We start from the raw sequence: 14,482 nt of genomic DNA on the forward strand, positions 1-14,482 counted from the left end.
CCCGCAAGCGCGTCCCGGCGGGTCACGACCGCCGAACCACCGCAGCTGACCTGGTCCAGGACGACACGCGCCTGGTCCAGCGGATGTCGGCGACGTAGATGGCACAAGCCATGAGTTCCTGTGACCGATAGCCGGCATCGACGTGGGCACCGAAGTCTCGACCGTGATCCCCGTAGAGCTGATTCACGATGTCCCCGCAGTCCGCGCTTTGTCATGAGCATCTCGACCGAAGGGCAATTGATGAATGCATCGGCAACTCCGCTCGGCAACGGCGGCGCTACTAGTCCTCGTGGCACGCGTCCTTTCCCGTTGTCGTCCGGGCAGGCCGATATCTGGGCCGCGCAACGTCTGGCTCCCGACGTGCCATTGGCAGTGGCGCATTATGTCGAAATCCGCGGCGAATTGGATATCGAGTTACTCGACCGGGCGGCTCGCCGGTGCGCGGTCGAGATGGGAAGCCCGCGGCTGCGGATCCTCAGCAGTGCGGATCAGCCAGGACAGGTCGTCGATCCGGATGCGCCGTTCGAGCTCGAGCAGCTGGATTTGCGCGATGTCGACGATCCCCCCACGGCCGCGCACGCGTGGATGCGTGCGGACTCGTGCGCGCCCATCGATATCGGGCGTGATCGGCTCATTCGACTTGTTCTGCTGCGTACCGGCGATGCGGAGATCTTCTGGTACTGCCGCATGCACCACATCGCCATCGACGGCTACGGCGCGACGATGTTGATCGCGCGCACGGCGGAGTTGTACAACGCGGCGCTGGCCGGTATCGAACCTGGTTCCTCGCAGGCGGCCGACCTGTACGACATCTACGAGGCGGAGCTGGCATACCGCCGATCCGAGCACTTCACCGAGGACCAGCGCTACTGGCGAGCCCAATTCCCGGTGCCGCCCATACCTTTCAGCCTCAGTACGCGCACAGCCTCCGCGAGCGCGCATCGCATCGTCGAGTCGGCGGGGCTCGATGAGCCGACACGTGATCTGTGCGACGCGGCCAAGCGGAGTCACGCCGCGTCGCGGCCCGCACTGCTGGTGGCGGCGCTGGCGGGGTATCTGGCCGGGGTCACCGGACGCGGCGAGGTGCTGTTCAGCCTGCCGGTGACGGCGCGCACCACCGGACCGCTGCGCACGTCGGCGGGTTTCGTATCCAACGTGGTGCCGCTGCGGGTGCTCGTCGATGCGGAGGAGTCGGTGCTCGAGCTGGTGGGTCAGGTGCGCGAACAGCTGAGCGACGCCCTGGCCCATCAGCGATACCGGCACGAGGATATTCGGCGCGATCGGGGGGCGATGGCCGGTCGGCGCGGCTTCTACGGCCCGATGATCAACATGATGCTGTTTCCCAACGAGCTCCGGCTCGGTTCGGCGGTCGCAGCGGTGCACGTCCTGTCCACCGGTCCGGTGGAAGACCTGTCCATCAATGTCTACAACGGCCCCGACGGCGGGTTGAAGCTGGACTTCGAGGCCAATCCGAACCGCTACGCAGCCGCTGACGTCGCAATGCACCACCGGCGCTTCCTCGGTTACTTCGCTCGGTTCCTCGCCGCTGGAATAGGCGACGCGGTCGCGACAGTGGCCGTATCCGATGAGGCCGAGCGGCGACAATTGCTGGCAGGCTGGAATGCGACTGCCGTGGACCTGGTGGCGAGCACGCTGCCAGAGCTGTTCGCCGCGCAGGTCGCCCGCACGCCCGACGCGGTAGCGCTGTCATTCGACGGCCTGCGCGTGACGTATGCCGAGCTGGACGTCCAGTCCAATCGCCTCGCGCGGGTGCTCATCGACGCGGGTGCCGGACCGGAGTCGATTGTCGCGCTGGCGATACCGCGCTGCCTGGAACTCGTCGTCGGCATGTACGCGATCGTGAAGACCGGCGCCGCGTACGTCCCCGTGGATCCAGATCATCCGGCCGAACGCACCGAATACGTGTTGGCGGCCGCGAACCCGGTCTGTGCGCTGACAGTGAGCCGACATCCGGTGGAGCTACCGGCGCACTTGCGGCAGCTGGAGATCGACCGGATCGAGCGCGGTGCCGCCGATAGCCCTGCGAGCTCGGCACCCATCACCGACGCTGATCGGCGTCACCGGCTGCGGCCGGATCACCCCGCCTATCTGATCTTCACCTCCGGCTCGACCGGAAAGCCCAACGGCGTCGCCGTCACCCACGCCGCGATCGACAACCGGCTGCGGTGGATGCAGCATCGCTATCGGCTCAGCGCCGACGATGTGGTGGTGCAGAAGTCCCCGACGGGGTTCGACGTGTCGGTATGGGAGTTCTTCTGGCCGTTGCAGGTCGGCGCGCGCCTGGTGCTGGCCGCACCGGGCGGGCATCGCGATCCGGCCTATCTGCGGACATTGTTCGCGCACGAGGGCGTCACCACGGCCCATTTCGTGCCATCGATGCTGGCGGTGTTCGTCGCCGACTGTCCGATCCGTGCGAGTGCGCTGCGGCGTGTGCTGTGCAGCGGTGAGGCGCTGCCCGCGGAGACGGTTCGGCTGGTCCGGGCGGCTTATCCGGGCGTGGAGTTGCACAATCTGTACGGCCCGACCGAGGCAGCGGTGGACGTCACGTCGTGGGAATGCGACAGCGATGCCACAGTGGTGCCGATCGGCGCGCCGGTGTGGAACACCTCGGTGTACGTGCTCGATGCCGAGCTGCGGCCGGTCCCGGTCGGAGCGGCGGGGGAACTCTACTCGGCCGGTGTGCAGTTGGCGCGCGGCTACCTCGGCCGTCCGGCGCTGACGGCGGGCCGGTTCGTGGCCAACCCCTACGGCCCGGGCACGCGGCTCTACCGCACCGGAGACCTGGCTCGGTGGCGCGGCGACGGGAACCTGGAGTACCTGGGCCGCACCGACTTCCAGGTGAAGGTGCGCGGCCTGCGGATCGAACTCGGCGAGATCGAGTCCGCACTGGTGGCGCACGAGCCGATCACTCAGGCGGTCTGCCTCGCCAGGCCGACCGCGCACGGCGGTGACGAATTGGTCGGCTATGTCGTCGCGGCTACGGGACAGACGGTCGATGTCCGTGCGGTGCGGGTGGCGCTGGGACGGACACTTCCGGAGTACATGGTTCCGCGCACTGTCGTGGTGCTCGACGCGATGCCGTTGGGACCCAACGGAAAGATCGACCGTGATGCGCTGCCCGCGCCGCGGTACGAAACGCAAGGCAGCGCCCGAGCTCCGCGCACCGAGGTGGAACACCTGCTGCTGGCGGTGTTCGTCGACGTGCTCGGCCGCGCCGAGGCGAAGCTCGGTATCGATGACGGCTTCTTCGACATGGGTGGCGATTCGCTCCTCGCGGCACGGGCGGTAGCGCGGATCAATGCCGCGCTGCCCCACGCGGGAATCGCGCTGGGTGACCTGTTCGAGGCGGCGACTGTTGCCGACCTGGCCGCCCGGTTGGCCATGAAGTCCACCAACGGCGATGGCCCCGGGGCGCCGCCGTCGTTGCTCTCGTACGCCCGGGCACAGGCGCGGCCGGAGATGTTGCCGCTGTCGTACGCGCAACAGCGGCTGTGGTTTCTGAACCGATTCGATCGTTTCTCGGCGATGTACAACATGCCGCTGGCGATCCGGCTGACCGGTGCGCTCGACCCGACCGTGCTGCACGCGGCGCTCGCCGATGTGGTGCGCAGGCACGAGAGTCTGCGCACCACATTCATCTACTCCGGGGACGCGAACCCTAGCCAGGTCATCGGATCGGCCGAGGACGCGGCGGCGCGGCTGTCGGATGAACTGACGGCGGTCGAGGTAGCGCCGGAGGATATCGACGCACAGCTGGTGGCCGACGCGTCCACCGGCTTCGACCTGGCCGTGGAACCACCGATCCGGGTGGCCCTCTACCGGACGCGACCGAGCGAACACGTCCTGACGGTGGTGTTGCACCACATCGCCTGCGACGGTTGGTCGTTCGAGCCGCTGGCCCGGGATCTGGTAACCGCCTTCGACGCTCGCCGGCGCGGGGTCGCGCCCGATTGGTCGCCACTTCCGGTGCATTACGCGGATTACGCGCTGTGGCAGCGGGACACGCTCGGCAGTGCGGACGAACCCGACAGCGCGATGCGCCGACAACTCGACTACTGGTGCGCCACCCTCGCCGACATACCGGAACAACTCGATCTCCCCACCGACCGTGCACGCCCGAGGGTGCCCTCGCATCGCGGCGGCACGTACGCGTTCGGCATCGATGCCGACACTCGCCGCGGGATGGCTGAGCTGGCCGCCGACAGCGGTGCGAGTGTGTTCATGGTGGCGCACACCGCGCTGGCGATCCTGTTGGCGCGGCTGAGCGCGACCACCGATGTGGTGATCGGTACACCGATCGCGGGCCGCGGCGAGGCAGCACTCGACGAGCTGGTCGGCATGTTCGTGAACACGGTGGTGCTGCGCACCGAGATCGATCCGAGCGCCGGTTTCGATACCGTGCTCGGCCGGATCCGCGACCGTGATCTGGACTCCTTCGCCAATGCGGACATCCCGTTCGAGCGCTTGGTCGAGGAGCTCGATCCGGCGCGCTCCCCGGCACGTCATCCGCTGTTCCAGGTCATGCTGTCGTATCAGCGGACCCCCGATCTCGGCACGGTCGAGCTGCCGGGTCTGCGCGCGACGATCGCGGCGATCAGCACCGGCATCACGAAATACGATCTGCAGCTGACCATCACCGAGACGTCCGGCGCGATGCGAGCGGAATTCGGCTACGCGACTGACCTTTTCGATGACGAGACGGTCGCCGGCTTCGCCCGCCGGTTCACCGCGATCCTGACCGCGGTGATCACGACCCCCGGTCGTGCGGTCGGCGATCTGCCCTTGCTCGACGCGGTCGAGTGGGCTGACCTGTGCCCGGTGGTGTCCGGTCCGGCCGAATCGCCCGCGATATCGGCCGCGCTGTTGACCGCGGCGGTCGAGCGTGACCGAGCTGCGACGGCCGTGCGGTGCCGGGGTATCGATCTGTCCTACGGCGAACTCGACGAGCGATCCAACCGCCTGGCACGGGTGCTGATCGCCGAGGGTGTCGGTGCCGAGCAGGTGGTCGCGGTGGCGCTGCCGCGGTCCATCGAGGCCATCATCTCGATCTGGGCCGTCGCCAAGACCGGCGCGGCCTACCTGCCGATCGACCCGAAGTACCCGGCTGCCCGGATCGAAGCAATGATCGCCGACGCGGGAGTCCGGATCGGTCTGACCGATACCAGCCATCGGGCGGCGCTTCCCGCCGAGGTGCACTGGCTGCCGATCGGCTCATCGCACCTCGAAAAACAGTGCGCCGCAGTGTCGGCCGCAGCGGTCGGAGTCGCGGAACTGACGGCTACCCCCCAGCTGGACCACCCGGCGTATCTGATCTACACATCGGGATCTACGGGACGCCCGAAGGCGGTGGTGGTGACGCATCGCGGATTGGCCTGTCTGGGAGCCGAACTCGCGCAGCGGTTCCGGCTGGGCACCGGTACTCGATCGCTGCACTTCTCCTCGCCCAGCTTCGACGCGTCGGTCTTGGAGTTGTTGCCTGCCTTCCTGTCGGGCGCGACGACGATCATCGTGCCCGGCGACGTGTACGGCGGCGACGAGCTTGCCCGGCTGCTGCGCATGGAACGAGTGGACTGCGCCTTTATCACCCCGGCGGCGCTGGCGACACTCGACCCGGCCGGGCTCGACAATCTCGGCGTGATAGCCGTCGGCGGCGACGAGTGCGGTCCGGAACTCGTTGCCGCATGGGCGAGTTCGAGCCGTGCCGTGTTCAACGCCTACGGACCGACCGAAACCACCGTCGCGGCCACGGTGAGCGCGCCGATGCGCGCGGGTGAGCAGGTGAGTATCGGCAGCGTGGTACGCGGCATGCAGATGCTGGTGCTCGATGGCAGGCTGCACCCGGTTCCGGTCGGGGTACCCGGCGAGCTGTATCTGGCCGGGCCCGGGGTGGCCCGCGGGTACCACGGCCGCCCGTCGCTGAGCGCGAGCCGGTTCGTCGCCGATCCCTATGCCCTTCCCGGTGCGCAGGGCCTGCGGATGTATCGCACCGGTGACCTGGTACGCCTGGATGTACACCGTACGCTGCGGTTCCTCGGCCGGATCGACGATCAGGTGCAGGTTCGCGGCTACCGCGTCGAAGTACGCGAGATCGACACGACGCTGCTCACCCACCCATCGGTCACCTTCGCTCGCACCGTGGTCCATCGCGATGACACGGTCGGGCCGAGGCTCGTGTCCTACGTCTCGGTGACATCACCCGTAGCGTCCGGGGAACTGGTTGCGCTGGTGCGCGACTCGTTGCCCGCCTATATGGTGCCGGCCGCGGTGGTTGTCCTCGACCACATTCCACTCACCCCGGTGGGCAAGTTGGATCGTGCGGCGTTGCCGGATCCGGTGTTCACCGACAACACGGTATTCCGGGCGCCCGCAACGCCGTTCGAGCACATGATCGCCGACTTGTTCGCCGAGATACTGGGTGCGGAACACGTCGGTGCCGACGATTCGTTCTTCGCTCTCGGTGGCAACAGCCTGGTCGCGACCCGGAGCGCCGCTCGCCTCGGCGCGATGCTCGGCACAGAGGTTCCGGTACGACTGCTGTTCGAAGCACCAACGGTCGCGGCACTGGCAGCGCGACTCGCGGAGCACACCGGAACAGGACGACTCCGTCCACCGTTGGTCGCCGGACCACGCCCGGAGTTCGTCCCCCTGGCACCCGCGCAACAGCGAATGTGGTTTCTCAACCAGTACGACAAGGACTCGGCGGCTTACAACGTGCCGATCGCGATCCGCCTACACGGCGAGTTGAACGTCGAGGCCCTGCGATCGGCCATCGTCGACGTGCTGTGCCGGCACGAGTCCCTGCGAACCCGATACCCCGAACGTGACGGGGCAATCGTCCAACTGATCGAGCCCGCCGACAAGGTTGACCTCGAGCTGACCCCGACACCAGTTCACGCGAACAAGGTCACCACGGCGGTCACCGAGTTCAGCGCTCAGCATGTCGATGTGACAACTCGGGTGCCGGTACGCATTCGATTATTCCGCGTCGACACCAGCGAGGCACCGGACCACGTGCTGGCCGTCATAGTGCATCACATTGCCGCAGACGGATTTTCGATGACACCACTGGTCCGCGACATGGCCACCGCCTACACCGCCCGCATCCACGGAAAAGCCCCGTCGTGGACACCACTACCGATCCAATACGCGGACTACGCACTGTGGCAACGAACCATTCTCGGCTCACCCGAGGATCCGGAATCACTATCCACCGAACAGATCCGATACTGGACCGAAACCCTGCACGGCATGGCCGAAGAACTGTGCCTGCCGACCGACCGACCGCGCCCCGCAGCGGCATCCCATCGAGGCGCCACCACGAGCCATGCGCTGGATCCGGAGCTGATTCAGGCGCTGGAACGGGTTGCGTACCAGGGTAGTTCGTCGTTGTTCATGGTCGTCCACAGCACGCTCGCGGTGCTGTTCGCTCGATTGAGCCGCACCGGCGATATCGCGATCGGCACGCCCATCGCCGGACGTGGCGCGGCCGCACTCGACGATGCGGTCGGCATGTTCGTCAATACGCTGGTGCTGCGGACCGACATCGACCTCGGCGAGTCGTTCACCGACCTGCTCGATCGTGTCAGGCAGATCGACCTCGATGCCTTCGCCAACGCGGATGTCCCGTTCGAACAATTGGTGACGGCACTGGCCCCCGAACGATCCCGCTCTCGCCACCCATTGTTCCAAGTGATGTTGGTATTCCAGAACCTGGACCAGGCGAAACTCGAACTACCGGATCTCGACGCGTCCACCGTCGACTTTCCCGACGAAGTATCCCGTTTCGACCTGCAGATCGTGCTGTCGGACAACCATGAGAACACCGGCATGACAGCAGCTTTCACCTACGCCACCGACCTGTTCGATGCCGCGACGATCGAATCGTTCATACGCCGATGGATCCGGATACTCGAATCGGTCGGCGCCGACCCGACAACACCGGTCGGCGCCATCGAAATACTGGAACCAGCCGAACGAACCGCCCTGCTGTTCCACCCGGAAACACTCGCGACACCACCAGTCGTCCTGGCTGATCTGCTGAGTGCCGCGGCCGCCCGGAACCCCGATGCCACCGCCGTCGTATTCGCCGACCAACACCTGACCTACCGAGAACTCGATCAGCGATCCAACCAGCTCGCCCGCGTCCTGATCCACCTCGGCGCAGGACCGGAATCATTGGTGGCCATCGCTTTACAGCGCTCCATCGACTTCGTGCTCGCGATCTGGGCGACCGCAAAATCCGGAGCAGCCTTCCTTCCTCTCGACCCGACCCACCCCACCGAACGCATCATCCACCTGCTCACCGACTCCGGCGCCACCATCGGATTGACACTCGAGGCACACTGCTGCAGGCTTCCGGGCACAACCAGGTGGCTGGTCCTCGACGACCCCGCCCACATCGCTACGGCAGCGTCGGCATCCTCTACGTCGATCACCGACCCCGAACGCATGGCCCCACTGCGCCCGCAACACCCGGCCTACCTCATTTACACCTCCGGCACTACCGGCGTGCCAAAAGGCGTTACCGTGACGCATTCCGGACTTGCCAACCTCGCCGCCGCGCACCAGGATGCGTTTCACATCGAATCCGGCGCGCGCGCTGTGCATTTGGCATCGCCCAACTTCGACGTTTCGGTGGCGGAGTTGTTGTCGGCGCTGGGTGCGACCATGGTGATCGCACCCAGCGATGTCTACGGCGGTGACGAACTCGGCGAACTGCTCGACCGCGAGCGCATCAGCCATCTCCTCATCACGCCTTCGGCGTTGTCCACCATCGACCACACTCGATGGCCGCTGACGGATTTGCGATACCTCGTGGTCGGTGGCGAGGTCAATGGCCCCGAGTTGGTCGAGCGCTGGTGCGGCGGCCGCCGGATGTTCAACGAGTACGGGGCGACCGAGGCCACCGTCGTCGCGACGTTGACCGCCCCATTGGTGGCGGGGGAGCCGGTGACGATCGGCGGCCCGATTCGCGGTGTCTCGGCGTGGGTGTTGGATCAGCGGCTCAACCCTGTCCCAGTGGGTGTGGCGGGGGAGTTGTATATCGCGGGTGCTGTGCTGGCCCGCGGTTACCATCGTCGGGCCAGCCTGACAGCAGGGCGTTTCGTCGCGTGCCCCTGGATGCCCGCCGAGCGGATGTACCGGACCGGGGATGTGGTCCGGTACACACCCGACGCAGCGATGCAGCATCTCGGACGGTCCGATTGCCAAGTGAAGATTCGTGGTCTGCGTATCGAACTCGGCGAGATCGATGCCACGCTCGCCGCGCACGAGACCGTCGGTTTCGCCACCACCATCGGCCACCGCAGCGGTTCCGGGACCGATTCGCTGGTTTCGTATGTCGTTGCCGCGCCTGGTCATTCGATCGATACCGCGGCGCTGACCGAGCACGTCGCCGGTCGGTTGCCCTCCTATGTGGTTCCGTCCGCGATCATGGTTCTCGATCATGTCCCGTTGACACCGGTGGGCAAGCTGGATCGTGCGGCCTTGCCGGATCCGGTGTTCGCTGACAAGGTCGTGTTCCGAGCACCCGGAACCTCGCTCGAGCACACAATCGCTGACGTGTTCGCCGAAGTACTGGGTGTGGAACGCGTCGGCGTCGAGGATTCATTGTTCGCGCTCGGCGGCAACAGTCTGATCGCGACCAGGATCGCCGCCCGACTCGCAGCGATGGTGGATACCGAGGTCCCGGTGCGACTGCTGTTCGACGCATCAACGGTCGCAGCACTAGCAGCGCGACTCGAGGGGCATAGCGGTACGGGACGGCACCATCGCGCATTGGTCGCCGGACCACGACCGAACCTTGTGCCCCTTGCACCCGCGCAACAGCGCATGTGGTTCCTCAACCAATACGACACGGACTCAGGCGCCTACAACGTGCCGATCGCGATCCGGATACGCGGCGAGTTGAACATCGAGGCGCTCCGGTCGGCCATGGCCGACGTGCTGGACAGGCACGAGTCCCTGCGAACCCGATATCCCGAACACGACGGGATGCTGATCCAGTTGATCGAACCCGTCGACGAGGTCGATCTCGAGCTCACCCCGATGCCCGTTCCTCGAAGCCGGTTGGCCTCGACGATAATCGAGCTGGTCACTCAGGGTTTCGATGTGAGCGCTCAGGTGCCGGTGCGTGCTCGATTGTTCCGCGCCGACACCGGCGAGACGCCCGAGTACGTCCTGGTCGTCGTGGTGCACCACATTGCCGCGGATGGCTTTTCGATGACACCACTGGCCCGCGACATCACCACCGCCTACACCGCACGCAGCCACGGACAAGCCCCATCGTGGACATCACTACCGATCCAATACGCGGACTACGCACTGTGGCAACGAAGCACCCTCGGCTCGCCCGAGGATCCGGAGTCACTCTCCGCCGAACAGATTCGATACTGGACCGAAACCCTGGACGGCATGGACGAGGAACTGCGCCTGCCGACCGACAGGCCCCGGCCGGCAGCGGCATCACATCGAGGCGCCACCATCAACCACACTCTGCATCCCGAGCTGGTGCGGGATCTGGAAATGATGGCGCGCCAATGCAACTCGTCGTTGTTCATGGTCTTCCACAGCGCGTTGGCGGTGCTGTTGGCTCGGTTGTGTGGCGTCGGCGATATCGCGATCGGCACGCCCATCGCCGGACGCGGAGAGGCCGCGTTCGACGATGTCGTCGGCATGTTCGTCAATACGCTGGTGCTGCGGACCGAGATCGACCTCGGCGAGTCGTTCACCGACCTGCTCGACCGTGTCGAACGAGTCGACCTGGATGCCTTCGCCAACGCCGATGTGCCATTCGAGCAACTGGTCGACGTACTGGCTCCGCAACGATGCCCGTCCCGACACCCGCTGTTCCAGGTGATGTTGGTATTCCAGAACCTCGATCAGGTGGACCTGGAGCTGCCGGGTCTCGACGTGTCGGTCGTGGCGGATCTTCCCGACGAGGTATCGCGTTTCGATCTTCAGCTCGTGTTGTCGGGCAACAACGAGCACACCGGTGTGACAGCGTCTTTCACCTACGCCACGGAACTGTTCGACGCCACGACGATCGAGTCGTTCATACACCGATGGACCCGGATACTCGAAGCGGTCACCAGCGACCCGGCACCGCCGGTCGGCGCCATCGAAATACTGGAACCAGCCGAACGAACCGAGCTGATGACTTACCAGGGAGCACCCGCGACAACGCCTGTCGTACTGGCCGATCTGCTGACCGCGGCGGCCGCCCGGAACCCGGATGCCATCGCAGTCGTGTTCGAGAGCCGACACCTGACCTACCGGGAACTCGATGAGCGATCCAACCGGCTGGCCAGGGTCCTGATCGACCTGGGAGCCGGGCCGGAAACCGTTGTCGCGGTCGGCATTCCACGGTCTGTCGACTTCGTGATCGCGATATGGGCGACAGCCAAGACCGGGGCAGCCTTCCTCGCGCTCGACCCGACCCACCCCGCCGAACGCATCAGCCAGACGCTCACCGACTCCGGCGCCACCATCGGACTCGCCGCGACAGTCGCGCGCGCGACAGTGCCCGATCACATCAACTGGTGGACAGTGGACGATCTCGACGACACCACACGCAACGCCGAACCGATCACCGACGACGAACGCACAACCCCACTACAACCACAACACCCGGCTTATCTCATCTACACCTCGGGCTCCACCGGAACTCCGAAAGGCGTCGTCGTCACCCACACCGGGTTAGCCGACCTGGCCACCGAGACCAGGGGCCGATTCGGACTCACTCCGACATCGCGGGTGCTGGCCGCCGCCTCACCGACGTTCGACGTTTCGATCCTCGAATGGCTCAGCGCGGCCGCGACCGGAGCCACCCTTGTTCTCGCCCCGCCATCGGTAGTCGCCGGCACCGAACTGGCGGAACTGATCGCCACCGAATACGTCACCCACATCGCGCTCACTCCCACAGTGCTCGCGTCGATGCGCCCTGATGGCCTCGACACCGTCGAGACCGTCGTCCTCGGCGGCGAGACCTGCCCACCGGACCTGGCGGCGCACTGGGCACCGGGTCGGACGGTGGTCAATACCTACGGGGCCACCGAGACCACGATCATGGCCTGCGCCGAGGCCCGCTCGACCACGCCCGGCCGAGAAATCACGATCGGTGGACCGATTCGCGGATTTCGCGCCGTCGTGCTCGACCGCCGACTGCGCCCGGTCCCGCCCGGGGTGGTCGGGGAGCTCTACCTGTCCGGACCCGGCCTGGCCCGCGGCTACCACAAGCAGCCCGTCACCACCGCCGCCCGATTCGTCCCCGATCTATACGGCCAGGCAGGTACCCGGATGTACCGCACCGGCGACCTGGTCACCTGGACCGCTGAACGGACACTGCGGTACAAAGGCCGCAACGACCTTCAGCTCGCGATCCGCGGTCACCGCGTCGAACCCGGCGATATCGAAACCGCGCTCCGTAGCCATCGCGATATCGCCAATGCCGCCGTCCTCGTCGACACCCGATCCAACGACGCCGACCTACTCGTCGGCTACGTCGTTGCCAATCCCGGCACCACTGTCGACACGACCGCGCTCACCGCCCACCTCACGGCCCACCTGCCCACCCACATGATCCCCACCGTCATCCATATCCTCGAACGGATACCGGTCACTCCGAGCGGCAAACTCGACTACAAAGCCCTACCGGCGCCCGACCCGCAACCCGCCCGGTTCCGGCCGCCGTCCACCGCGCTCGAGGCCACCGTCTGCGCCGCCTTCACCCAGACCCTCGACATCGAACGAGCCGGCGTCGACGACAGCTTCTTCACCCTCGGCGGAAACTCGCTGGCCGCTATCGGATTGGTGGAGCGGCTGCGGGCGTCAACTGGTTCCGACGTCGCGGTCCAGTGGATATTCACCGACTCGACACCGCAATTGCTGGCCCGGCGGATCGACGCCGGCCGCCGGGGCCTCGGCGAGCAGGACCCCGGCGAGGCGCTCTCGATCCTGCTCACGCTGCGTGCGACGGGCACCGGACCCCCACTGTTCTGCGTCCACCCCGCCATCGGATTGGCCTGGGGTTTCAGCGGGTTGGTGCAGCATCTCGACCCCGAACGTCCCGTATACGGGTTGCAATCCCCGACACTGACCGACCCGGCCGCGCGATTCGAGACGCTCGACCAACTCGCCGCCCGCTATGTGCGGGAGATCCGGTCCGTTCAGCCGCGCGGTCCCTACCACCTGCTCGGTTACTCGCTCGGCGGCACCATTGCCCACGCGATCGCCGTCCAACTCCGGCGCGCCGGCGCCCACGTCGCGACCCTGGCGATGATGGACACCCATGTCGTCACCGCCGGCAGTGTCCGCCCGCCCACGCCCGCCATCATGGACATGCTCATCGAGTTCGGCGGCCTCGACGACCCGCAGACTCCCGCCGACCTCACATTCGAGGCCGCGACCGAGCTACTGCACCGGCGCGGCGGACTCTTCACCGTCCTCACACCCGAGCATCTCGCAATCCTGCACCGCGATTACACCCGGCTCGTCGATCTCACCTGGAAACACCGATCCGCCCTCTTCGACGGTGACCTGCTCTTGTTCACCGCCGCCGCACAGGAAGGCGAACGCCCTGCCGATACCGCCGCGTTGCGCAACCATATTACCGGCCACATCACCAACCACCACATTCCCACCCGGCACGAGCACATGACCGATCCCGAGGCACTACGCGAGATCGGACTGGCCATCACCGAGCACCTCCATTCCACTCATCGCGGCCGACCTTTCGATCTCACCTCGGCACAGAGGCGGCGATCATGAGCAACGGAATTGTCGGGACACGCTCCGGCATGCGGCCGACCAACCTGTTCTCCACCGATCCGGCAATTCGTGGCGCCGAACATCCCCGCGCCGCCGAATTGCGCCGATGGATTCGCGAATACCTCTGCCGAACCCATCGTGACCTAGGCCGATCCGGCCCGGTCTGCCCCTATATCGGCCGCGGTATCGCACTACAAAACCTCTGGGTCTCATTCGTCGAAGGCCGCCACATCGGCACTCAGTGCATAACCGCAGTCGTCGACGACTTGAACGACCTGTTTTCGACCATGCCACCCCACCGCGAACCCGACAACAAACACAAGGCCATCCTCGCGGTCTTCCCCGACCTCACCGAATACGCAGACCTCGACGCTGTCCAAGACGAGCAGAAATCCCGGTTCGTCGACAATGGGCTGATGCTCGGCCAATTCTATCCGGGCTGCACCGCCGCCGGGTTGCACAATCCGAGATTCCCCGCACTCGATGCGCCCCTGCCCAGCCTCGCCGTGCGCAACATGGTTCCCACCGACTTTCCATTCCTCAATTCCCGCCACGAATGGATCGATACCTACCTCGGACTCTTCGCTCCCACCATCCCCGGCTTCATCAGCAATTCCATCGCCGCCAAGCTCGTCGAGACCCCGGCCACCCGCAACACCTCGGCGGAAAGGATCGACAGCTCCACGTCATAGTC

2 protein-coding genes are annotated in these 14,482 nt (G+C 66.1%); both read left to right on the top strand.

Annotated features, from left to right (window positions below; translation table 11 throughout):
- The first annotated feature begins 240 nt into the window (after positions 1-240).
- Positions 241-13,788, top strand: coding sequence for an amino acid adenylation domain-containing protein (locus tag ACFXKN_RS00215; RefSeq protein ID WP_379432053.1), 13,548 nt, complete (start codon positions 241-243; stop codon positions 13,786-13,788).
- Positions 13,785-14,480, top strand: coding sequence for a DUF6875 domain-containing protein (locus tag ACFXKN_RS00220; protein ID WP_378973396.1), 696 nt, complete (start codon positions 13,785-13,787; stop codon positions 14,478-14,480). Before ACFXKN_RS00215 ends, ACFXKN_RS00220 begins: the two co-directional genes overlap by 4 nt.
- Positions 14,481-14,482: the final 2 nt, after the last annotated feature.

The sequence above is a fragment of the Nocardia sp. NPDC059195 genome (assembly GCF_042754695.1).
In the GTDB taxonomy this organism is placed as follows: domain Bacteria; phylum Actinomycetota; class Actinomycetes; order Mycobacteriales; family Mycobacteriaceae; genus Nocardia.

What these genes read in the sequence shown, in the direction of transcription:
- ACFXKN_RS00215 (WP_379432053.1), top strand. Translation starts at nt 241, where the DNA reads ATGAATGCATCGGCAACTCCGCTCGGCAACGGCGGCGCTACTAGTCCT.
- ACFXKN_RS00220 (WP_378973396.1), top strand. Translation starts at nt 13,785, where the DNA reads ATGAGCAACGGAATTGTCGGGACACGCTCCGGCATGCGGCCGACCAAC.